Raw genomic sequence first — 23,965 nt, 5'->3', positions numbered from 1 at the left:
ATGAAGTGAAAGGAAGTATGAAAAAAAGAAAGTTTCTTATAACAAGTTCCACCCTTTTATTAGCAGCTACTACTATTGCAGTTGCATGTAAGGCACCAGGTTCTTCTGAAGAATTACCTCGTGGAGGCAAGGAATTTTATCAAAAACCAGTTCTTATACCTAATACTCAACTCCCACAACAACCTGTACAACCACCTAAGAGCACATTGTCAAATTTAAATATTTTAGGTGATCAAAAATTTGACCATATTGATGAGGCAAAACGTAAAAAATCAGAACATTTTATTCCTGCTAATGAAGATATTCGTTATGTAGCGATTGGTGATTCGATTACTGAAGGATTTGATGGAACCTTGCCACAATCATATCCTGGTCAATTAGAAAGTGATGGAAGTATTTCGGGTGTTTCATATCCTGCATACTTAGCTCGTTTGTTAAATCAAAACCACCGTGTTAAAGCATTTAATAATTTTGCCGTATCTGGTTCTCGATTACTTGATTGAATCAAGTTACTTGGAATCCCTTATGATGATTCACTTGTTAAGGATGAAGATACATTAAGTATTTTTGGAAATGACTGACAAGCAAAAGCTCAACAAATAAAAGACAAGTTACAACAAGCAAACTTGGTTACTTTTTCGTTATCTGCTAATGATATCTTGTTTCTATTATTCCAAAACTTAGCAACTGATGATGTAACTAACTTAATAAAAAATTATTTAAAAGGTCAAGCAATTATTTCTGATGCAGTTGTTTTAATAAACAAGTTATTTAATAATGCGTTAAGAGAAACACAAAAAAGACTTACAACATTCGTAGCAAATTTAAAACAATTCGCTCCAAATGCTAATATAAACTTTATCGGTTATCCTACTCCGATGTTATCAATTGCCAATGTGATAAAAGAATATGTAGCTAAGTTATTAGGTGGAAGTTTAGATTTTTCACCACTTGATATCTTGGTAAATGTTTTAAACAAAGGAATTCGAGAGACTGCGATTATTAATAAAATTAACTTTATCCAACCTGTTAATAATGATTATTGAAATAAACATGCTTCCGAATTATCTACTATCTTTTTCGATATCCATCCAAATACTTTTGGATACAAAAAAATGGCAATGGATATATATTTAAAAATCACTAATCCATCACTAAATATTAATGATTATAAAGGGTATGATTTTTCACAAGAATATTTGGATTTTGATGCCAATAGTGCAACATACCAAATCCAACCTATTATTCCTAATTCACAACTTTTTGGACCAAACACTGCTTCATATTTAGATGTAGAAAATAATTATGAACAAGAAATTGATGACAAAAGAGATATATATAATTTTGGAAATCGCATTGCAGAATTAACTGAAACTTTTTCTTATCTAACTCGCGAAGCGTTTGATTTTTTAACTAATAACTCTATTTATAATGTTTTAGATCCAGAGCGTAAGTTAGCAAAGTTGTTTAATAAAAAAGTTGCTAGTGGTAAATTTGCTAAGGACTCATTAGTTGAATCTTTACTTCGTTCAAATACTTTACAAAGAATTTTATATAACTTGCAAACTCAACTACAAGAATATCAAGAACAAAATCAACTTACCTTAGATAATGTTTCTGCAGCATTTAAATACTCTATTTTAAATATAGATAACCTTGCTATAGTAATTTCTGCTGTTGCTTCAAGTGATATGGTTAAAGAGTATAAAACAGAGTTTGCTGATGCTTTAAAAACCATTTTAAATAATGCAATTAAGGTATTCGGACCAAATGTAAAATCTGCTGTAATGAATGCGATTTTAGCACCAATTAAAAAATATAATGTTAAAGAATCTGATATTTCATCAATACTTGATTCTGTTTTAAATTCTGAGCATCTTAAAGAACTAGTTTCAGCATTTGCGGATTCATATGCTTTACATCCAGATAACTTTACAGATGTTTCAAATTTATCTGATGTGTTTTCAAATATACTAAAAGATCCACAAATCAATACTCGCATTTCTAGTCATCTTAATGCCTTATTATTCGAGTTTTTAACTAGTCCTAAACTACAGGCAGTTGCTTCAGAATTTCTTTATAACTTTTTAAAAGAAAATAATTTAACAGCAAATATCACATCTGATGAAGTAAATGTTGTTATAAATGATTTAATTAAATTATTAAAACAACTTAATGATAACCAACAACTAATTGATAAATTTACCTCATATACATTGAATAGTTTTCCATATTACGGATACAACCGTATCGGTGATTTATTTTCAGTAGCATTAAGATCTTTAATTACAACAGAATTTATTGGATCGCAAAATGAACCAAAATTACTTGATTTTATTAAAATAATTTTAAATTCTGATTTATTGCAGCATCATAAAGCATTTATAAAACAAATTATCAGTAATGCCTTAGATTTAAATACATTAAAAGGGATTTCAAAATCTGTATCTAACCTTTTTGCTAATAGTTCGGTTGCAAAATATATCCCAACTAAATCACTTGATAAGTTAATTAATTTAGTATTTAGTCAACCACAAATACTTGATATTTTAAAAGCAACCTTAGATGCGATTTTAAATAATACTGCTGAATATAATAAAGCGCAAAGCCTAAATGATTTAATTGCTAATGCAATACAACATTTACCAATTGATAATCTTAAACCACAATTAATTGCAATTTTTAATAATATTTTAACTAATAATGAACTACCACAAATCATCAATGATGTAATGTCTACATCGCTTACTACATTTGGGATAGATATTAAGAATTCAGATAATATCAAGTTTATAAGTGATTTTTCACAAAATATCATCCCATATATCCAAAAACAACAACTTATCAATCCGATTATTGATGCATTTATTGATAAACTTAAGGCAGTTAAAACATCGAATGAACCAATAAAAATTCTTGCTCAAATCCCGGATGCAATTTTTGCAATCATTAAAAACAAATACACTACTAACACAATTACTCAAATTAAGGATTTATTGAATCAAAAATGAATTAAAGATAATTCAAATGGTGTGTTAAATACCGCTGCTGTCGTTTTAAATTCATTACAAGAATCAGGTGTGCTTTCAAATGGTATAACATCATTATTAAGCAACTTGCTTGATAAACCACAAATAGCAAAATATGTTGATAAAAATGAAATTCTGCAATTAACTTTAAATGTTATAAATCGTCCACAAACAATGAAGTTAGTAGTTGCGCTTTTAGAAAGTGTTTTAAAGAATCCTGATTTACTTGATAAACTATCATCACCAAAAGAACTTGTTTCAATTCTTTTAAAAGAACCGAAAGTTAAAGAAGTTATAAATAAAGAAATTAAAGAGATTCTTTTAGATGTAATTAATAATAATGATCTAACTAAAACAACCGCTAAGATAATTTATGAAGTTACAAATGCAAATGGTTTCGCTCTTGATCAAAAGTTTTTACCTGTTCTTAATTCTGTTTATCCAAGTGCTTTAAGTGTACTTAAGTCATTAAATAAATTAAATCCTTTAATTGAACAAGTTATTGAACTTGTTACAACTTCTGATGATGTAAATTCATTATTATCAAAACTACCGCAATTAATATCATTATTTGACTTTAGCGATCTTGATTTATATAAACTTTTATTAAATACCCCTTTATTTACTACAAATAAAGAATTATTAAAAGAGTTGATTAATAAAGTTTTTGCTAAATTTAAAGATCAATATGCTTCAGCAGCACTTGACAAAATGCTCCCAGAGAGTGTTTTAGGACTTAATAAGACAGAATCAAAGACTTTGTTTGATAAGATAATCAAAAACACTGCGTTTAACTCTATATTTACCAATTTTACAGCATTTATCATAGATCACTCTCAAGAGTTTGTTAATGCAAATAGTTGAATAGACATAATTAATCTATTTTTAAAAGACACTAACTTTATAAGTTCAAACAAAGAATCGATTACCAACATTATTAATGAATATAAAACCGACGCTACATTGAAGAAGTTATTAGCAAACATTATTAGTGAAAAAATAGGTAATTTATGAATCTTTGCACATACTACTAATAAAAACCAACTTATTTCTGATTTATTAGACTATTTATTATCACAATTTGATAATTTAAAAGTTGTAGAACATTTATTTAAAGCATTGGATTTATATCAAAAATCAAGAAATACTAATCCTATAAAGATACTTAATTTATTTGCAAATGAAATAGCATCCGAGTTTAGTTCAGATGTTATTTCACAAAAAGTTATTACCTTAATTAAAGGGTTGCCAGATAATTTCATTTCAAACCATAAAAACGATTTAAAGCAAATCTTTATTAATGTATATGACCATTTTAAAACAGATGAACATTTAGGTTCAAAAATTTTGAACTTACTTCCACAAGCAACCTTAGCAGAAGTTAATAAATATACATCAGAACAAATAAGTGATCAAATTATTTATTCATTTTTAAATAAAGAATCTACTAAAAATTTATTTAAAGGAATTGTTGATAACATTTTAGATAACATCCAAAATCTTAAATCAATAAACAGTATCAAAGATTTATTGAATCATGTTGTTAAATCTATTAACGGAGAACAACTAAAAACTAGTTTAACAACTTGAATCGATGAAATTTTAAATGATGATAGCTTGGTATCAAATATTAATACCATTCTATCGAATGTTATAAAATTTAACTTTGTTGAAATTTATAATGATCCACAAACTCATCAGTTTTTAAATATTTTTCTCAAAGAAGCATATTCATGAGCAAAAGAATTAGGAATTATTGACTTAGTTGCAAATAACTTAAAAACATTCTTTGATGATTCTGAATCAGTTTTTGATCAAAGAGTAGCAACTTTAAAAACTTCATTAGCATCACAGTTGCAAACCAAAGTTATTGAAAACTTACATAATTTAGTTAAAAAACTTTATAACTCAGATGCAGTTAAAAAATATCCAGCATATACAGCAACGGTTGCTAACTATATCTTTAATAGTCTTGTTAACAACATTTTAATCTTTAAGGATATCATAAATAATGCATTAGTTTCAAATCAGATTATAGATGCATCGCAAAAATTAAGTGATGAACAATTAAATCAATTAAACCCATTACTTAAGGCTATTAATAACCTTGATAGTAATGTTTCGATTATTGATAAAATACTTGCTATACCAGTAGCTGAAATTAATAAAACAACTAATACAAATGAATTAATTAGTTTATTTACAAATAAATTATTATCAGCAATTGATTTAAATAATTATGCATTTGTAAAAGTATTGTTAAATTCAGAATTTGTGCAAAATCAGCACAATTGACTAAAACAAATTTTTAACAAATTATTAGATAAATATTGAACAGATGCTAATACACAAGCATTAGCAGAAAAAATCTCGGTTGATTCAGTAGAAACTACCCTAGGATTTACAAAGGGTGCTTTAAGAGATTTGATTAAAACTATACTTAAAGATTCAAAAACTAAAGAAATCATTAAATCACTTGGTGATAGTGCTATTGATCATATTTCATCATTAAAAGCACCTGATTCATATAACCAGTTAGTTAAAGCAATTTTTAATATTACTGGATTAAAAGATTCTATTAAAGAAAAAGTAGTAGCTTTAATCAAAGAATTTGTCTCAAAAGCATCTGTTAAAGAAAAACTAAAATCACTTGTAATATCACTTTTAAATAAGGAAGTGTTGCAACCATATTTAAAAGGGGTAAATGATAAAAATAAACTCGCTGAAAACATCATCAAGATATACGATATAGTTGATAGTCAACTTGATATAAGTGAATTAACTTTTGAAGTAATTTATGCATCGTTGCAAAACAACGGATTAAACTTTAATTTTACAAGTATTGCTAATGCGATTTTAAATGGATTTAAAGCTCGTTTAAACAAGGATAATAAGCAAGAAGAAAATATTATTAAGTTATTAAAAGCAGTAATTAAATCTGGATTATTTACTGAAAATAAAACCGATATTATCACTATTATAACTAATATAATTACAAAATTAGGTGATGGAAGTTTTGTTGATGAATTGATAAATAATTTACCAACTGCTACAAAAACACAGATTCAAAACTTTATCGGATTAAGTCAACTTTCAGATGTTGCTAAAGCAATGTTGAAGAACATTCATTTTCACAATTTAATTAATGCAACATTTAGTAAATTAATTGAACATATTAACGAATTTGAAAATGTTACTTCATATAATGATTTATTTAAAAAATTATTAACAGTTATAGATATAAATTCTATAAAAGTTGATTTAAAAGCATTTATTGATGATTTATTACAAAATTCTGATATCAATAATTCTCTTTATGAACTCATTAAGAATTTACTTGTTCAAAATGGTGTAAATGTAACAGAAAATGAAGTATTTATTCGTGCTTTTGTAAGTAATATCAAAGATGTTGTGCATCACATTGGATTAATTGATCCTATTATCGAAAAAGTATTTGAAACCTTGCAACAAGCTGCTTCAAGTACTGATGATGTATTAGTAAAAATTGCTCAAATACCTAATCAAATATCACAAATTATTACTGAAAAAGTATTTAAAAATCCTAAGCAATATGTAGATTCACTACTTGCTACAAACGTTATTGTCACACATAAAGAATCCTTTATTAAGGTTGTTACACAACTGTTAATTCATTTAAAAAATAATGGATATTTTGATAAATTTATCAATTCTGCAATCGATTCAATTAATAACCAACAAATACTATCGATTATTTCAAAAGATGATATTAAACAACTTGTAAAAGTAGTATTAAACGATACATTATCAACTCAAGCAATGCAAACATTTGTACCTGAATTGATTAAAAATACCGATTGAATCACATATTTAAACAACCCTTTTGCTTTAATTAAGAATTTACTACAAAATACCAATATAGCAAATTTTGTTAAAACAAGTTTTGCAAATGGAATTCAAAATATATTAACCAACACAACGGTTTCAAATATATTAGCAAGTGTTTTAGATAAATGAATAACTCAATTAGGCTTAAATCTTGCTGGTATTAATAAGATTTCATTAATTCATGATTTAATTTCTTCAATAATTCCATTTTTACAAAAAATTAATGTATATCAACCCTTAATTAACTTATTAACTGATACATTTGCATCAACGGATTCATTTGCAGCATATGCAGCAAAATTAAAAGTTGAAATACCAAAATTGTTTGTATTTAATGATAATGTTTTAATTGCGGCATTACAAACATTCGAAAATATTAAAAATCATAAAAATACAGTAGTACAAATTGGTGTTGCTTTATATAACTCAATAAGTGAAAATGATGCATTTGTCGATCAAATGTTTGCTTATATTTTCAAGAACCCAAATTCATATACAAGCAATGGCATTGATGTAGAGTTACTTAAAAAAGTAATTAAAAGTTTGTTAAAAAATAATGAAATTAAATCAAGAATAGCAACTTTATTAGATAATGTTATAAGTAGATATGATGTTATTAAAAACTCACATAATCTTTCTGAATTAATTAAAAATATATTCAATAATGATGATTTTAAAAATTCATTAAAAACTATTGGTAAGAAATTAATATCTCTATTTTATAAAAATGATGATATCAAGAACTTTATTGCTAAATTTGCTATTCATAAACTTGAACACTCAGACTTTGCTGCATTATTAACTAATGTATCACATAAAGAAGACTTAGTAAAAGCTTTATTAGGTGCAATTAAAGAAGTTAATCATTATGTTCCTGTTACAGATTTATTAATTGATTCATCAGTTGATGAAGTAGCAAGAAATGGACTTAATTTTGATTTTAATAGTGTATTAAATAAATTAATAGAAAGTTTCAAGTTATTTGTTTCATCTCATGATTATGAAGCAAAAATCATTGATTTACTTAACGATGTAGTTTGAGAAAATGGTATTCAACAAAACAAAAATGATTTTATTATTTTAGTTGAAAATATAGTTAAATTAGCAATACAAAAAGTTGATTTTGGTGGATTTATTTGAAATGCTTTTGATGCAAAAACACAAGCATTTATTACAAATGGATTTTTATCACAAAGCGAATTTACTAATTTAATTAATTCTGCTTTAAAAGTAGATACATTAAAAACATTAATTACAAATATTGCTAAATACTACATAAATAATGTAAATACATTTGCTTATTCAAACACTTTTTTCGATGTGTTTAAAAAATATATTTCAGTAGCAGCAAATGAAAGTGAGTTTAAAAATTCAATTAAAAAACTTGCTTTAGATGGTTTATCATCAGCTGCAACTAAAACAGCAATTAAATCAGTGATTGAAAAAGCAGTATCATTTTTAAATGTTAAGAAATCAACTAATATTAATGACTTTATCGAAGCATTCGCAAATGATTTTGGCAATATGTTTAATCGAATTGGTGTATTTGATAACCTTGCTGATTCAATGGTACAAACCATTAAACAGGTTAATGATTTTAATGGATTTAAATCGAAATTTATTGCTAATGCACTACAAACGATAAAAGTTACTGATTTTCCATTTATTAAAAAAGTTATTAATGATCAAGTTATTACACAGCATAAAGCTGGTGCTAAGGAGTTATTGGTTAATTTAGTATCAAACCTGTTAGATGATAAGATCAAAATAACTAAAGTAATTCACGATCTTAACATTTCTAAGGTTTTAGTTGAAGACGGAGTTTTCAATGATCCAAGTGTAATTAATGACACAATTATTTTAGCTTTACAAAACAAAAATATCCGTGATATTATTAATATGGTCATAGGTGATTTTGTTGATCGTGGAAATGATTATCAAATTGCTGATGATTGATTTAGCGCGATAAATATCTTATTTAAATCACCTAATTCAAAAGATTTTAAATCTAAATTTACTACATGAGTTAAAGAAACATTGTCTAACCCTGATCCAAGAATTGCTAAAGGACTTGCACAAGTGATGATTGCCAAACTTCGTAATGTAGGATTTAATCTTACTGAAAACAAGCATCTAACTTTATACCAAAATGTTATAAGTAACCTTATGAAAGCATTAGTAAAACGTCCTGAATTACCTATAATAGTTAATAACATATATGAAAACATTAAAAAAATACAATTAAGTAAAAATAAAGATAATTTTGCTTATATAAAACGTGCTTTTTTAGATGGTGCTTTATACATGATATTAACTAATGATCATAAAAACATTGATATAGGTAAAATGGGCAGTCAAGCTAATCTAATTGCATTTATTGCAGATGCAATTGGTGATGAAAATTATGTTCGCTTTTTAAATTCTTTATTTGAAACTAGTGATATGAACAAAAGAGGCGGGATTTATCATTTTATTGATACGTTAATACTTAAAAAGAAACCTGTAAGTAATTCGAATGCATCGGGTTCATCGAATAAACCAAGCTCACCAAATGCTAAAAAAGATGTGCCAGCACCATATGGAGTAGTATATGGTGGAATAACAGAGATATTCAGGAACGGAGATAAAGTTTCGGATTTACTAGGTTCAATTTTTGCACCTATATATCGTCAAATGATTGTAAAACTAAGCAAAAATCAATATAAAATAGGTAAAGACTTTTATAAAAATGATGAATTCAGACTATTATTTAGACTTTCAGCATTTATCTTATGATTTATCCATACGGGAGCAGGTGTAACAGGTGAACCTTTCTGAAATGTTTTAGGTTTAGATGTTGAAGGTTACTTTATGGGTGGTTTATGGTCAGGTTTTGAAAAAGCAATTAATGATCCTAGATATAAAGATATTTTTAATAAACTTACAACAGATAAAAAGGTTGCAATGGGAATGGCAAGAGGCGGAGGATTTAATAAAGAATTCGTGTTAGGAAATAGGTCATATAGCACAAGAATAACAAATTATTGAAGTGATCAATTATTAGCCTATATTTACTATGATTCTCCTACCCAAAGAGATCGTCATACTCGTAAATTGATGCGACAAGTTTTAGAAGAAGCCATTGCTCGTGGTTCGCTAAAAAGATAAGAATACTATATAAAAATACTAGCTATGACTAGTATTTTTATATACTTATGAGAGTGGATAATGATGGCAAAAAGATTAATAACTATTTATGCTAATTTTTCTTCCCTTGTTTATTGCACAAGGTAATAAAGAAAGTTTTTAATATTTTCCAATAAATAGCAATATTTGATAAAATAAAGTAATAAGGAAATATATTTATGGATTGAGATTCTTTTATATTTATTATGGTAATTATTTTTAGTTTTATTTTTTCTGCTGCACCAAGTACTTGACTATGTATTGTAAGTTTTATAAGGCACAATATGACTAATTTTGTAACTAATAAGATTACTATACTTTCTAGATTAGAATCTGCAAAAAACACTAATATTTTATTTAAAGAAGGTGCAAAAATATTTCTTAAAAAAAGTAAAACACATCAAAAAATTGGTATTGGTATTCTAACATCATTAATTTTTGCGATATTAATATTAGAAATATCTCTACAAATTGCAATAAAATATAATATATTTGAAATGAAAGATTCTGAAATTATAAATTTGAATTATATAAGGATGATAGATATTATATATGTAATATATTTTATTGTTACTTTTAAGTTTTTGAAATTATATACCAAGGCACTCAGAAAATCTAAAGTAATAATAGAAAATTTAATAGAAAAATTTGAATTTCATCAAGATGAGTACTTTTTAAATGGAATTACTGAAACCAACTATTTTAAAAATAAACCTATTTATCATATTGATTATGAAAGTGAGAAGAAGGTTTTGCTAAATTATGAATATTTAATAGGCTATTCAAGTAAAAAACAAGAAATAATTGCTATGAATTATTTTTTTGCTTGAGGTTATCATTTTAAAGAAGTTCATAACGGGAACCTTATATATATAGATTTATATAAACAATTTTTATATTTAAAAAATGAATGAATAAATAAAAAAGGGTTATATAATTAATACAAAGTAGGACGAAAGGATTAACAGGTATTTATGATAATCTTTTTGTCCTACTTTATGAATTTTGATAAAATGAAAACATAAAATAATAAAGGAAAATATGAAAAAATTACTATTTGATTTAGGTGATCCAATTTCTGGTTTGGGTGGTATTGCTGGTGTTCCAGCACATAATGTTAAATTAGAAGTTCAAAATGAAGAAAAAAGAGTTGTATTAGATTTTATAAATGATGATTTGCTTACAAAAGATTTATTCAAAGATAATAATAAAATTTTAGATAATCTTACAGAAAGCATTGTTTCAAAAAGTAAAACTGTAACAAAAGCAACAACAGAAATTACTTTTTCAAACTTTAAGCAAATATCTGAAAACTTTATAAATATATATAAACAAAAGAAGTTAATTACAAATCAACAAGCAAGTAGATTAAGTGATTATATTAACAATAAAGGATTCGTAGAATTTAAAAAGAAACTTAAAAAAGACTTGAATAATTTCAAATCGGATTTAAGAAGTAAATATGAAGACTATAAAAGAAGAAATAGATCAAGTCAAGAAATTCAGCAAATTGTTTTAGATGGAGAAAAAGGTTATCAAATAAATATTAACAACCAACAAGAAAATTCAAAAAAATTAACTATTCACTTTTTTGAATTAGAAAAGCAAGTAAAACAATTAAATTCGATTTATAAAGATATAAATGATAATCTTGTTTATTTAAATAGTACACTAAAAAAATTATTAGCAGCACAAGTAAGTATGTCAGTTGCTTCTGTAATAAGTACAATAATAGGTTTTTTTAGCTTGGGCTGAGGCTTCATCGGGACAGTAGTTTCAACGACTGCATCAATTGGTCTAAGTATTGCAATCTCAAATATAAGAACACAAAGAGATGTATATTTAAATAATATGAAGCAATTACAAAAGATATTTAAACCATCAAAACAAAATCTTGGTGAAAGTGTATATGATGGTTATGGATATGCACGTAATGTAATTGATGGATACGCACTTAACATATTTTCAGCAGCAAAGAATTATAAGGAAGGTCATTTTTTTAAATTCGCTATCGAAGGGAGCGCAAAACTTCTCAAATCACTTTTTATTCATATACCATCACTAGCCTTAGACGGACTCGATATATATACTAATGCTAACGAAATAAAACAAACAAACGATGTAGCAGTTAAAATAAATAATTTTTTATCTAGTATTGAATCAAAATTAATTGCTATCTCAAAAGAAATTGATGAGATTAAGAAAGTTGAATGAGTTGTTATAAAAGAGACACTACAAACTGATCTTTATAGTAACGGTGGAGTAGGAGGAAAAAATTTAGTTTTTAAAAACCTAAGCACTGGGCAAGTTCTGAATATAGATGAAATGCTGAAAAAATCTGACATACAACTATGATTATGAAATCTTAGGAAAGTTTATAACCCAAAAACCAAACAATTTTACATAAGAAAATTACCTAATCATACAAAAATAGATAATTTAGGGTAAAAATGCCATTAGAGTTTTATTTAGGAATTAATGGTGGTATGGCGGGTTTTATTCTCTTAATTTTGATGCCAACTTTTATTTTATTGTATATTATAAGATATCAATATCCTTGTTTTATTATAGAAGATGTTTATAAACGTGATATAAAAATAAAATCAAATGAATATCACATTACTTTTATTAATGGTTGAAATAAAATACAAAAATATATATATAAAATCTATAAAGAACTTTTATATATTGTTTCAATTACAAGTTTTCTCTTAATTGTGATTTTCATTTATTATATTACTAATATGGTGCTTTATCAAAAAGAAGGTGGATCTTCCGGTATTTGAATATTTCAATTTTTAAGTATGTTAGTTATTCCTTATAGTGCATTTATGTTTGTATTCTATGTTTATATTAAAGGTTTTTTATTTAGTAAAAAGTCACTTAGACATTTTGAACTGCGTGTTAAACAAGCAATAGTTATAGAAGACCAACCACTATTAGATGCATCAGTATATTTTAATAACGGATTGAAACCAAATAATTATATATATATCCCAAGATGATTTTTTGACGATAAAGTTCGCTTATTAAGAGTTTCTTATTTTAAGAAAACTTTTAAAACAGATGCACAGGATGTATATGCATTCTTTATTTATAAAATGCACGAATCATTTAGAAAAGAACATGAGGCATATTATCACGGGCTATATTTTGACTATGTAAATTTTAATAATTAAGAAATTATTATGTATAAAGGTTTATAAAAAACAGATTCTCATTTTATATGATTCGAATAAAATTGTATAATATATTAACTTATGAAAATTATTGCAAATAATAAGCAAGCGCATCGAGATTATGAAATTTTAGATAAATATGAAGCAGGTATTCAACTACAAGGATGAGAGGTTAAGTCAGCCCGCGCTAATTCTGTAAGTATTGATGTTGCTTATGGTTCAATTTATAAAAATGAAATATATTTAAATGAAGCATTTTTTAAAGAATATATGCAAGTAAAATGTGAACCTACCCGAATCCGTAAGTTATTAATGCATAAAAGTGAAATTCGTAAGTTAAAACATATTTTGGATACTCAACAGGTTACACTTATTCCCTTAAAAATTTATTTTAACAAAGTATCAAAGATAAAAGTTGAAATTGCAGTTGCTAAAGGGTTGAAAAAGTATGACAAACGTGAAAGAATAGCCAAAAAAGAAGTTGAAAAAAGGTTACAAAAAACTTTAAAAACTTATTTGGGGGCATAATGGTTTCGACATATATAGGTAAATTTGTATCGCAGTAGTGTGGAAGACTATAATTTCTACTAGGCTTTTTTAAACGGAAAAGATAATAAAACAGAAACTCCAGAAGTTTCACCAGTGTTCTTTGCAACACAATCAAATTTTGCTTTCGCATAAGAATTAGAGAGCAAGTTGTTTTTAGTTTTTCCTGGACTATTAAACAAGGTTTACAAGGATCGGGTTATTAGTTAGCATAAATAATCTTAAATAAGCTAAAATCAAGTTATTTATTTTGTTTGTTTTAAATAATTTGATTAATAAAATAAACTAAACTGTAGAAGTATGAATTATATTTATGTGTGGACACGGGTTCGATTCCCGTTGCTTCCACCATTTTTTTGTCCTTTTAAAAAAAGCAGAGTATTTACCCTGCTGCGATTTTATTTTTCAGTGATGCAATTGCAATATTTATGAATCTATTTATGAATCTATTTACAAAACTATTTGTTATCAATTCTAACTTATATTTCAAAAAGAAAGGAACATATTTAATAAAAGGAAGTTTAGAAACCATTTCTCAAACAAATTTCGAAAGAGAGTTACTAATTTTTGATGTTATGATCCCTCTGTCATCGATTAAAATTAATAGTTTAATGAATTTTATAAAGTTTTTTGCATTTTCATTTCTTTCAAAATAGTCATTTATAGCAATTTTCATTTTCTTAGTTATTGTGTTTCTTAAATTTTCATCTATAATTCTTGCATCGTTTCAATCTTTTTTAGGTTTTGAAAAGTCAATTTTAATAACATTTGATTCGTAGTTTTTCTCGCTTGTTTTAAGTTTAATTTTTAGCGAATAACCTGGTTTGATATTTTGATTAATTTCTGTTATTTGCAAATCATCGGCAAGTTTGATATTGGCATTTTTAATGAAGAAGTTTTTTATTTCGCTTACAACTTCGTTATATTCATTGAGTTTATTGTTTTGAGCTGCTTTTTGATATGAAATTCTACCACTAATTCCGCCACCTGCATCATGAATCATATTTTTTAATGTGTCCTCAAATCAATTAATATCCACATAATAGTTATTAAAAAACTTTTGTAATTCTTTTTCAATTGATTTAAGTTCTTTATCATTGTTTGCATCTAATGTAAGCAATGTTTCTGATTTAGTATCTAGATTAAATTTTAAAGTGTTTGACTTAATTTTTGCTTGTAGCTTGATAAATTCTTGTCTTGTAAACTTCTTTGTGATACCAATTTTACTTGTTTTTATTATCACAAAATCATAATCATTTGCATCTAGTGCTTCTAACTTATTGATAAAGTTTGTATATTGATATGGAACAGTAAAAATATCATAATCATATGAAATATCCAGGTTTTTAGGTTCTTCTTTTTTGCTTTCTACCTTAGAACAACTTGTTGTAATGGCTATAACAGGTATAAACGATGAAATTGAATATTTTATAAGTCTTATTAGTTTCATAGATTTATTTTACAAAAAAAAAAAAAAAACAAGTCGAAAGTTGGCAATTCAAGACAAATTACCTAAAAAACACGAAAATATTTTCATTATTATGCATTTTAATTAAAAAAATGAAGAAACACTTATACACTTTTATCGCTTAACATATAATTTAAGTTAATATTTGTCTATAAATAGGTTGTATAAAATACAAAATTTTTGATAAAATTAAAACATAAAAGGAATTATATGAAAAAAGTAATTTTTCAATTAGGTGAACCCATTGCAGGACTAAGTGGTTTATCTGGAATAAATCAAAATAATGTTCAAATAGAAAGTAAGCTAACTAAAAACCTTACTTATACTGAAAAATATAATGAATTAGAAAAAGTTTCATATTTGTCTAAATCTTTGTTTAAAAATAAAGATGTGTTACTTGATAATATAGTCGAAAATTTAATGTCAAAGAAAAAAGGCACAGTAAAAGCAGTCAATGAGATTTCCATAACTGATTTTAAGGAACTAGCAAGTAATTTTGTAAAAATATATAAAGAAAAAAATGTAGTTACACCAGAACAACAAGAAAAAATCAACAATTTTATTTCAAATGATGGATATAAAAAATTTAAAAAAGAATTAAAGACATCATTGAATAATTTTAAATCTAATATCACTAATAATAAAGAACAAACAAAAGAATCTTTACGAGATGAAACAAAAATAAAAAGAGTTATTTTAGATACAAATAAAGGTTATGTTATTAATATTGATAATAATGAAGTAAACTCAAAAACACTTACAAAGCAGTTTTTTGAACTTGAAAAAGAGAAAGATAAAATTGTAAAAACATATAAAGATATAAATGATAATATACTTTGATATAACAAAAGACTAAAAATTATGTACGGTTTACAAGTAGGTACTGCTGTCGCTTCTGCTTTTAGTTTCTTTTTAGGGATATTTAGTTTGGGTTTAGGATTCATTGCGAGTGGTTTGTCTGCTACAACTTCTTTTATACTAAGTGCTATAATAAATAGTTTTGAAACACAAAGAGATGCTTATATAAAAAACAGAAAAGAATTAAAGGGATTTTTTAATTTACCTGAATCATCATTGCTGGATGGAGTTTTAGAAGGTTATTCATATGCTAAGAATGTAATTTCAGGATGAACATGAAATATTTATACTCTTGCTAAAAATTATAAAAGAAATTTTTTTAAATTTAGCAAAGTAAGTAAATGTGTATTTGTGCAAAAAATGTTTGTTCATATTCCTTGATTTGAACTTGACATACTAGATGGAGTCTTATCTGGTTTAGAAATTAAAAATATAGATAATATGAATGCTCATGTAAATGACTATCTAAGATCATTAGAGAATAAATTAAAAAACATCGCATCAAATTTAGATAATATTAAACCCGTAGAATGAGTAGTTGTAAAGGAAACACCACTAAATAAACCTTATAACCAAGGTGGTATAGGTGGAAGAAATTTAGTTTTCAAAAATCTTAAAACCAATGAAGTATTAACTTTAAATCAAATGTTAGATAAGCCAGATTGATTACTTCATTTATGAGGGTTGCAAAAAGTATATAACAAAAAATATAATTATTGATATATAAGAAAATTACCTAATAAAACAAAAACTGATAATTTAGGATAATATGACAATAGAATATATTTTTATTTTTCTTATTATAAATATTTGTTTTGTGATTCTAGTACATATATTTTTTGTTGTTATTTATACAAAAAGATATCAAAACTTCTTTTTTATAACAAAAGATACATATATAAGGGATATAACTCAAAAAACTAAAGAATACCACATAAATTTTATTAAAGGTTGATATAAGTTTCGTAAGTATCTATTGACCTACAATCGAAAAATATTATATTGGTTTATAATCATAATCTTTAGATTTGTTAGTTTACCACCACTTACTTTGTTATTTATTTTATTAGATCATTATTTGAATTCTAAAACATTCCCAGAAATGATATTACTTTTTGTATTTATATATATAGCCTTTTTGGTTATGGATATATTCACATTTAGATATTGTTTTAAGGGTTATTTTCTTGGTAAAAAAGTACTTAAATATTTTGATTATAAAGTAAAAAATACAAACATTTTAGATACTAAAAATATGCTAGATGTAAATATTTATTTTAATAGTGGGTTGCCGATAAATAATTATATACATTTACCAACAAATATTTTTGATTTTAAGGATAGGATAATGACAACTAAGGAATTTAAAAAGTTATTCAAAGCCGATGCATATGATATTTTTGCATTTTTTATCTTTGATATGCACAAATCTTTTAAAGAAGAACATAGTGATTATTTTTATGGTTTATATATGGATTATGTGAATTTTTTTAATCAGGAAGTTTAAATAATGATTGTATCCATTATTATACTAACGACTATAAATTTATTTTTCATAATATCTTTATTTTCATTTGCTTTATTGATTAAGTTGTTTGTTCAAGATAATTCATTTACTAATTTTCTTTTATATAAAACAGAAAAACTAATACATATTTCTGAAGCAAAGAAAACAAATATATTATTTAAAAAAGGTGCATTGTTATATATAAAAGAAAGTAAAAATAAGCTATATTCATATGGTATCTTCTTATTATTTATAACTTTTTCCTTATTTTTAAATGAATTATTAATAAATTTATCTGTTTATAAAATAATCAACTTTGATAACGACTTGATTAACACCTTAAGTTATTTTCATATTTTTGATGCTGTATATCTTTTGATAATTATTCTTTTATTTTATTTTATAATACAGATGTACATTAAAAACAAAAAGATGAAAAATAACTTCAATGAATGACTAATATACTTTGAATATGATGAAAGCGAATTATATTTAAGTGGTGAAACAGAGTCTAAATCAGATGAAAACAAACCATTGTATCATCTTTTTGATAATAATAAGAAGTTTTTGATGAATATGTTATCTGTAAAGGCCTTTATAATAAACTCAAAATCTGCACTACCGATATTCTATTTTTTAATTTTTGGTTATCATTTTAAAGAGTTAAGCAATGGTAATGTAATTTATAAAGACTTATATCAAGCATTTTTATTTTACAAAGATCGAGAAAATATTTAAGAAAACAATAAAGACAAAAACAAAAGAAGGTAAAACCTTCTTTTGTTTAGTCAAATTTGATATGGTGCGAACGAATGGACTTGAACCATCGACCTCACGATTATCAGTCGTGTGCTCTAACCAGCTGAGCTACGCTCGCATAAGCAAGACTATTATATCATATTTATATAATAATCTAGCATTATTTGAAAATTAACGTTTAGAGAATTGTCTTGCACGACGTGCAGCACGTAATCCAGGTTTTTTACGCTCTTTAGCACGAGCATCTCTAGTAAGCATTCCTGCTTTTTTTAAGATAGCACGGTAATCAGCACTTGCTTCTAATAAAGCACGAGCAATACCCAATCTTATTGCTCCGGCTTGACCACTTAATCCACCACCACATACATTAACATTAACATCAAATGTTCCGAATGTTTCAGTTAATACAAAAGGTTGATTAGCATCTTTTAAGTATATATCAGATGTTAAATATTCACGAGCATCACGTTTATTGATTAAAAATTTTCCTTTTCCTGGTGTTAATTTAACACGAGCAACAGATGATTTTCTTCTTCCTAAACCACGGTATTCTAATTTTTGGTTCATTATTTAACCTCTAATCTTTCTGGATTTTGTGCTTTTTGATTATGTTCTGGACCTGCATAAACAAATAAATTACGACGCTGTTTATTACCAAGTTTTGTATGAGGAATCATTCCACTAACTGCTTTTTCTACTAATGCAGTAGGTCTTTTTACTCTTAACTTTGCTGCTGTAATACTTTTTAAACCACCAGGATAACCTGAGTGTGAGTAGTAAATTTTTTGTTCATCTTTTTTAGCAGTCAAAATAACTTTAGCGGCATTTACAATAACAACATTATCACCCATATCAGCATTTGGTGTAAATGTAGGTTTATTTTTTCCTCTTAAAACAGAAGCAACAAATGCAGCAAGACGACCTAAAACTTGTCCTTCAGCATCGATTACATATCATTTTTTATTTGCTTGTTGTGTATTTACAATAGTTGTTTGTCTCATACATCCTCCTACGTTAATTAAAATTGACATATTTTTTAAAAATGCTAATTTATTATACCAGAAAATTAATATAACACGAATTTAAGAAGTTTAAATTTTTATGCTAAATTCGACTTGTATATATATGAATTAGTCAATTTCAAGCTGTGATAACATGAAAATTGCAGCAGTTTCTGCTCTTAAAATTCTTTTTCCAAGTGAAACTATTTTGATGTTATTATCCATGGCTTTTGTTACTTCTTTGTCACTAAAACCACCTTCAGGACCAACAAAAAATAAAGTATTTTCTGATATAGGTTGGTTTATTTTAATTTGAAAATCAACCTTTTCATGCGCTAAAATTTTATTATCAACTTGGTATGTAATCACTTGGTCAAAAGTTTGTAACTGTAATAATTCGGGAATTTTATTTCTAAAAGATTGTTCTGCAGCATTTTTGATGATGCTTTTAAATCTAGGAATTCTCTTTTGAAATTTAGAATGGTTAATTAACTCCCTATTAGTAAATTCTGTTTGCATCGGTATTATAATATCCACACCTAATTCAGTAGCTTTTTGTAAAGCTCATTCAAATCTTTCATATTTAATAACCGATAAAGCTAAAACAACTTTATATTTATGTTCATTAAAAAGATTTAGTTCCCTTATTATTTTCGCTTTGTTATGTTCTAAAACACACTCATAAAATTTTTCTTGATAAACACAGATGAAGTGTCTATCTTGTATTCTTATCACACTAAGATGTTTTAAAACATCTGCATCCAAAATGAAATAATTATCTTCTTTACAATTAACAAAAAATCTATTCATTGATAATTTTTAATCTGGTTATATGTTTGTTAATGTTATTTATAAAATTTGTATTGAAGATAGATGATAAAGCATTTTTTGGTAAATTATTAAATTTATTAATTAGTTTTGAATCTACATAATTTATTTTTTTTGTTTCATGCTTTAGAAAAAAGTGTTTATTTACCTTGAAAGCAAAACTAAATGGATCGAAAAAAATAACACCTTTTTCATATTCTTTATCATGGTTTGGACACAAAAGAAATCTGTTATCACCTGATGTGGTTAAATTAAATGCATCATCGATACTTATATTATTTTTTTGATGCTCTGCTTGAATATCTGTATGACGATAAATATGTGCTGTTATAAGATTTTCATTAATATTATAATCACAAGCAAAACATTCACCTATATTAATATAATTATTGTATTTTTTATATATATTGGCTCTAAGGAATTTTTTATTTCTTAATAAAAATTGTTTTGTTTTATCTATATCGTAATTATATTTGTTAGTTTGCTCATTTACGGTTGTGTTATACTGGAAGGAAAAACCTAATGAAGTCACATACTTTTTTATGTTCATAGAAACAGAATCACCATTTAGCAATCAAAGATTTAAGGTTTTTTGTTCAAATTGGTGTGATAATTTTGAAATAATTTTACATGACAATAATGTGTCTTGTCTGTTGACACCATCAAATTTACCATAAACATCAATAAAAATGTGATTTTTTATCATTTGATACTCAATAATTAACGGCTTATTAAGTTTATTTTTTAAACTAGATAATTGTTTCTGTTTTATAGACTGAATTAATGAGAGATTTCTAGATAAGTTTTCTGTTTTATTTTTTATATTCTGATCTATAAAATCTAAAAATGAATAACTAATTTTAAAATCTATATATATTAGTTGTTCAAGATCGAGAATTACAGAATTTGAAATGTAAAGTTTTTGATTTTTTAACTTTAAGAAATATCAATCTAAAGGATTTAAACAAAGGTAAATATTCTTGAATTGTGGATTGTTTTCGTATAATTTAATAATAGGTAGAGAGTTTTGCTTAATAAAAGCGTTTCTGCTTTTTAATTTAAATTTTTTGTTTAGTTTTTGACTAAAATAAACAAGTGTGTTGGTATTCGTAATAAACAAACCTTGATATTGTTTCTTCTCAAAAATTCAGTTGATATTATTTGGAGAAATATTATTAATGAATTTATTATATATAAGTTCATCTAAAATGGTTCTTTTTAAATCTTTTTGTGTCTTTTTGCTATCTATATTTTTTAGTTGAATAAATAAAGAATCAAAATATTTATCAGAAATACAAATTTGTATTATATTTTTATGTATATTCTTTTCCATCTTTTTTGTAATCTACACCTTTCCATACCTGGATATCTTTATCGAATAAGTCGTTAGCAATTCACATACTTGCAAATGATGGCCTTTGCAAATTCATATGATCATAGTTCAAATAATTCTTTGTAAAACACATTCTACGTTTTAAATGTACATATTGCACCCTCTTGAATTTTTGTAAAAAATCACAAAATTTTTCACTATTTAATGCTTGAATTCCAAAGATCAGTGCTCATGGTTTGTTAAATTCAAGAAGTCTTTTTAATAAATTATGTTTATTTCTAAATGGTGGATTGCTAATGATAATATCTCAATTTTCATCTGGTTGATATTTATAAAAATCTTGTCTATTATATATGTGTGATGAAAGAACTTTATAGCCATTATTTTTAAATACAGTTACAAAATTTGAATCAGGTAAATCAAACGGACATCAAATTACCTTATTTTGGGGAATTTTAGCATTATCAATAAAAAATTTAATATCTTCTTTTGTTGTATATCATTCATCATCGTTTGCATAACGAAATGCTTTTGTAATGTCATTTTTACTTTTTTCTTTTGCAGAAAGTAAATATTCTTTCACAAAATTTACGTTTTGCGAAAGATTTTCACCGTTTTTCAAGTTATCTAACACTTTTTCTATTATCTTCATAAATTTTAATTACCCATCATAATTTCTTCGTATTCTTCAAGGCTACCACGGAATAAAAAACTTTTTGTTGGTGATTGAAGCTCTAAAATCACATCGGCACATTGATTTACAAAAGCGCGATTATATGTAGTGAATATTGCACCACCTTTATAACTTTTAACTCCTTCTATTACTGAATCAATGCTTTCTGCATCGAGGTGATCAAGTGGTTGATCTAAAACAATAAAGTTTGATTCTAAAAGCATCATTCTTGAAAACATTAAACGTGCTTTTTCTCCACCACTTGTAACGGAAACTTTTTTAAATACTGAATCATTACTAAATAACATGCGCCCTAAAAAACCACGCATACGAGCATCGTCATTTTCTTTATTCTCTTTTTCTTTATTTAATAAAGGTCATTTTGAAATTCATTCTAAAACGGTTTCGTTGGTATCAAAATATTTACTGTTATCGTTAGGGAAATAACTTGGTGTTATAGTTTGACCTCATTCTATAGTTCCGCTCGATGGTTTTCTTTCACCAATAATACATTCTAAAAGTCTGGTTTTAGCAATATCATCATCACCGACAATAACCATTTTTTCACCAGGACGTAAAGTGAATGATACATTTTCAAACAAAACATCACCATTTTCATTTTTATAAGTCAGATTTTCAACATATAAGATTTGCTTCCCGTGATCACGATTCATTTCTCAACGAACATAAGGGTATTTGCGATTAGAAGGTTTGATTTCATCTAAAGAAATTTTTTCCAGTGCTTTTTTTCTACTTGTTGCTTGTCTTGATTTTGAAGCATTTGCACTAAAACGAGCGATAAATTCTTTAAGTTTTTCGATTTGTACTTCTTTTTTAATATTACTTTGTTTCATTATTTCACGGGCTAATTCAGATGATTGCTTTCAAAATGAATAATTACCTGTATAAATCTTCGCTTCATTATAATCTATATCAACAATATGAGTGCAAATTGCATCAAGAAAATCACTATCATGACTAACAACGATAACAACATTTTGATAATCAGTCAAAAAGTTTTCTAATCACTTAATCGAACGTAAATCAAGGTGGTTAGTTGGTTCATCCATTATCAAAATATCCGGATTTCCAAACAATGCTTTTGCCAATAACACTTTAATTTTTTGATTAGCTGTTAATTGTGACATCGGTACATGTCATTTTTCTTTTGGAATTGAAAGATTTGATAACAATTCTTGTGCATCATTTTCGGCTGTTCAACCCCCTAATTCACCATATTTATCTTCTAGTTCACCGGCTCTTGTGTAGTCATCCATTGTTGCATCGGGATTTGCATAAATGGCATTTTTTTCTTCTAAAACTGCATATAAATCAGTATTTCCCATTATTACAACATCGGTTACATTATAATTATTATATGCATTGTGGTCTTGAGATAAAACAGAAATGCGTTTATTTTTTTCTTTTATAATTTGTCCTGCAGAAGCTTCTAGTTCACCTGACATAATTTTTAAAAATGTTGATTTACCAGCACCATTTGCTCCAATTACCCCATATGTATTTCCTTCAGTAAATTTTAAATTAACATTTTCAAAAAGTTTTTTATCACTAAAAACCATACTTAAATTTTGAATCTCTAACATTTTTACCCCTTAGTTTGCTAAATTTAAAAAAACCTTCAAAAGAAGGCTGTGACAATTAAGCATATTGCTCGATGTCGGCTCTTATTAATTTTATCTTAAATTTTTCTTTTTAATATAAAAAAACTAAAATAATGTTTTACATTATATT

Annotated in this window: 15 protein-coding genes, 1 tRNA gene and 1 other RNA gene; 9 read left to right on the top strand and 8 right to left on the bottom strand. The window is 25.8% G+C overall.

Annotation, left to right across the window (positions count from 1 at the left end):
• The first annotated feature begins 17 nt into the window (after positions 1-17).
• The 6 genes from ACXYRR_RS02195 (at position 18) to ssrA (ending at position 14,137) form a co-directional block, all read left to right on the top strand.
• Entirely contained in the window at positions 18-10,043 is a 10,026-nt protein-coding gene (locus ACXYRR_RS02195; RefSeq protein WP_458597594.1) for a GDSL-type esterase/lipase family protein, read from the top strand.
• 302 nt (positions 10,044-10,345) lie between these two features.
• The gene (locus tag ACXYRR_RS02190) at positions 10,346-11,002 is read left to right on the top strand and encodes a hypothetical protein (protein WP_458597593.1); all 657 of its coding nucleotides are present in this window, start codon (positions 10,346-10,348) and stop codon (positions 11,000-11,002) included.
• 100 nt (positions 11,003-11,102) lie between these two features.
• Positions 11,103-12,509, top strand: a complete 1,407-nt coding sequence (locus ACXYRR_RS02185) for a hypothetical protein (protein WP_458597592.1) — start codon at positions 11,103-11,105, stop codon at positions 12,507-12,509.
• A 2-nt stretch (positions 12,510-12,511) separates the two neighbouring features.
• Positions 12,512-13,240 carry a hypothetical protein gene (locus ACXYRR_RS02180; protein ID WP_458597591.1) on the top strand — a complete coding sequence of 243 codons (729 nt, stop codon included), beginning with the start codon at positions 12,512-12,514 and terminating at the stop codon, positions 13,238-13,240.
• Between the two features lie 81 nt (positions 13,241-13,321).
• Complete coding sequence (smpB, locus tag ACXYRR_RS02175) at positions 13,322-13,768, top strand: SsrA-binding protein (protein ID WP_458597590.1); 447 nt, start codon at positions 13,322-13,324, stop codon at positions 13,766-13,768.
• Positions 13,759-14,137, top strand: a transfer-messenger RNA (tmRNA) gene (gene ssrA / locus ACXYRR_RS02170). Before smpB ends, ssrA begins: the two co-directional genes overlap by 10 nt.
• A 31-nt stretch (positions 14,138-14,168) precedes the next feature.
• On the opposite strand, the gene ACXYRR_RS02165 is transcribed toward ssrA, so the two are convergent.
• Positions 14,169-15,236: a hypothetical protein gene (locus tag ACXYRR_RS02165; RefSeq protein WP_458597589.1), complete on the bottom strand. Its 1,068-nt coding sequence runs from the start codon at positions 15,234-15,236 to the stop codon at positions 14,169-14,171.
• Positions 15,237-15,464: 228 nt separating this feature from the next.
• Between ACXYRR_RS02165 and ACXYRR_RS02160 the strand changes: the two genes are divergently transcribed.
• The 3 genes from ACXYRR_RS02160 to ACXYRR_RS02150 all read left to right on the top strand — a co-directional run bounded on the left by ACXYRR_RS02160 (position 15,465) and on the right by ACXYRR_RS02150 (position 18,357).
• Positions 15,465-16,880 (top strand): hypothetical protein, encoded by a 1,416-nt coding sequence (locus ACXYRR_RS02160; RefSeq protein ID WP_458597588.1) that lies wholly within the window; start codon positions 15,465-15,467, stop codon positions 16,878-16,880.
• Positions 16,881-17,256: 376 nt separating this feature from the next.
• Entirely contained in the window at positions 17,257-17,619 is a 363-nt protein-coding gene (locus ACXYRR_RS02155) for a hypothetical protein (RefSeq protein ID WP_458597587.1), read from the top strand.
• A 75-nt stretch (positions 17,620-17,694) separates the two neighbouring features.
• Positions 17,695-18,357, top strand: coding sequence for a hypothetical protein (locus ACXYRR_RS02150; protein ID WP_458597586.1), 663 nt, complete (start codon positions 17,695-17,697; stop codon positions 18,355-18,357).
• A 62-nt stretch (positions 18,358-18,419) separates the two neighbouring features.
• Here the strand turns inward: ACXYRR_RS02150 and ACXYRR_RS02145 are convergent.
• From ACXYRR_RS02145 to ACXYRR_RS02115, 7 genes are all read right to left on the bottom strand, one after another.
• Positions 18,420-18,496 (bottom strand) — tRNA-Ile (locus ACXYRR_RS02145).
• A 53-nt stretch (positions 18,497-18,549) separates the two neighbouring features.
• Positions 18,550-18,945 carry a 30S ribosomal protein S9 gene (gene rpsI, locus ACXYRR_RS02140; protein WP_435128936.1) on the bottom strand — a complete coding sequence of 132 codons (396 nt, stop codon included), beginning with the start codon at positions 18,943-18,945 and terminating at the stop codon, positions 18,550-18,552.
• Positions 18,945-19,379, bottom strand: coding sequence for a 50S ribosomal protein L13 (rplM, locus tag ACXYRR_RS02135; RefSeq protein WP_435128939.1), 435 nt, complete (start codon positions 19,377-19,379; stop codon positions 18,945-18,947). Before rplM ends, rpsI begins: the two co-directional genes overlap by 1 nt.
• 129 nt (positions 19,380-19,508) lie before the next feature.
• Positions 19,509-20,189, bottom strand: coding sequence for a 16S rRNA (uracil(1498)-N(3))-methyltransferase (locus tag ACXYRR_RS02130; protein ID WP_458597585.1), 681 nt, complete (start codon positions 20,187-20,189; stop codon positions 19,509-19,511).
• On the bottom strand, positions 20,182-21,540 hold the full coding sequence (locus ACXYRR_RS02125; protein WP_458597584.1) for an HNH endonuclease family protein: 1,359 nt from the start codon (positions 21,538-21,540) through the stop codon (positions 20,182-20,184). The genes ACXYRR_RS02130 and ACXYRR_RS02125 overlap by 8 nt, the downstream gene beginning before the upstream one ends.
• Positions 21,521-22,192: a hypothetical protein gene (locus ACXYRR_RS02120; RefSeq protein WP_458597583.1), complete on the bottom strand. Its 672-nt coding sequence runs from the start codon at positions 22,190-22,192 to the stop codon at positions 21,521-21,523. Before ACXYRR_RS02120 ends, ACXYRR_RS02125 begins: the two co-directional genes overlap by 20 nt.
• Before the next feature lie 5 nt (positions 22,193-22,197).
• Positions 22,198-23,817 (bottom strand): ABC-F family ATP-binding cassette domain-containing protein, encoded by a 1,620-nt coding sequence (locus ACXYRR_RS02115; RefSeq protein ID WP_458597582.1) that lies wholly within the window; start codon positions 23,815-23,817, stop codon positions 22,198-22,200.
• Between the last annotated feature and the right edge of the window lie 148 nt (positions 23,818-23,965).

It is taken from the genome of Mycoplasma sp. 246B (genome assembly GCF_054353935.1).
Note: the sequence above shows the minus strand (reverse complement) of the source record. Positions and strands in the feature narration are given on the sequence as shown.